Here is a 1,679-nt window from a genome sequence, read left to right as displayed (position 1 = left end):
CTGGGATCGCGACAATTTCTGCGGTATCGCTGTTGCTGCTGCTGTTGGCCTGGTTACAGCCAGTTAGAAAAACTGCAGAGCTAAATACCGCCACAACCAGAGATAACTTTTTCATTTTATTAAGTCCTTGTTTTACACTTAATGTCAGTGTTTTAACTAACCGTTTTTTAATTCGTGGTTACTACTGGTAGTGACTGATGCAGAGCCTGTGCCAGACTGAATTTTATGTTTTTATTATTTAATTTCAATAAGTTAAACACATTGGAATTGTAATCAAATATTATCTGCAATTTAGAGTTAGTGATTTACGCTAAAATTTGGTGAAAAGCGGCGATAACTTATCGTTGAAGCAGCTTATCAGGTAACGATGAGCTTCTGATCTGAGGTCTGACCTCTTCTGTGGCTGTCCTGCTATCGGCGCATTATCGGCATGACAAATAAACCAAACTTATTGTTAAGCGCCCGGTCTTAGCTACAATACTGTTATTCCACTGCTTACGCTGTTAAGAGGCAAATATGACTATGAGTGACAACCCACTTATCCGTACCTGGTGTTTTACTGCTGTCCTGTTACTGGGGCTAAGTGGCTGTTCCAGCACACAGCAGGCAACGATTGATTACGATCGTACTGTTGATTTTCAGCAATACCAGACCTACGGTTTTTATCAACCTGATCAGCAAGACCCGGCTGCAACCACAAATTCTGTCAAGCCGGCAAATACCGGGGCACCAGATAACGCTGAAGCCGGCAAGACCGAGGCCTATACCACTTTGTTAGATCAGCATTTTAAAAGTGCAATTAACAGCGAAATGGCAGCCCTGGGCTATCAGTACAGTGAACAAAATCCTGATCTGCTGGTAAATTATATGACGAACGTCGAGACGCGAACTGATATTCGCAGCTCACCGTTTTCATTTAATGCCGGTTATGGCTATTACGGACGAAGCAGCAGTTTTATGTTTGGTATTCCACTTTTTGGCAACCGTCTGGAAAAAAATGAGTATAAAATCGGTACCGTCACCATTGATGTTATCGATGCCAGTGAGCAACGGCTGGTCTGGCAGGGTCTGGTTGATGGCCGGTTAACCAGAAAAGCGATGGAAAATCCAGAGCAGGCTATCAAAGATGCGGTACAGCTGATTTATCAGCGCTACCCTACCCGGTTGACTAAAGAAAGTAACTAAAATCGCCGGAGCAAAAAAATGGGAGCCGAAGCTCCCATCACCCGCTGAGTGAACCTGCACTATCTGAGTGAAAATATCCAGGAAGGAAGGTGTAACACGGCATAGTGTGCCAGTTATTCATGGCATTATTATGACAAAGAGCAGCTGGCATGGTCTTTTCACCTGTTACCTGCCCCAATAACACCTTATTTTTATCAACTGATAAGCAAACCAAATTGAACATACCTTCTGAACTAAAGCACCGGCTGGCCAAGTGGATAGCGCAAAGCGGCCATTGCTCGCGTCGCGCGGCTGAACGTTTAATTACTGCAGCCCGGGTTGAGGTAAATGGCAGTGTGGCGAACCATACCGACCTGGTCTGTCAGGCTGATCATATCCGGATAGACGGTGTGGCACTTGTCTCTGCCCCGCCGCTTAGCTATTTGCTATACCACAAACCACTGGGGATTGATTGTAATAACCGCCCGGACAACCCGGCCAGTTTGCATCAGTTG

Annotated in this window: 2 protein-coding genes; both read left to right on the top strand. The window is 45.2% G+C overall.

Annotation, left to right across the window (positions count from 1 at the left end):
• Positions 1-522 precede the first annotated feature (522 nt).
• Positions 523-1,185, top strand: coding sequence for a DUF4136 domain-containing protein (locus R3177_RS14730; protein WP_318971762.1), 663 nt, complete (start codon positions 523-525; stop codon positions 1,183-1,185).
• A gap of 149 nt (positions 1,186-1,334) precedes the next feature.
• A partial coding sequence (locus R3177_RS14725) for a S4 domain-containing protein (protein WP_318971761.1) occupies positions 1,335-1,679 on the top strand: 345 nt, incomplete at its 3' end.

This window comes from Arsukibacterium sp. (assembly GCF_033722355.1).
Taxonomy (GTDB): Bacteria; Pseudomonadota; Gammaproteobacteria; order Enterobacterales; family Alteromonadaceae; genus Alishewanella.
Note: the sequence above shows the minus strand (reverse complement) of the source record. Positions and strands in the feature narration are given on the sequence as shown.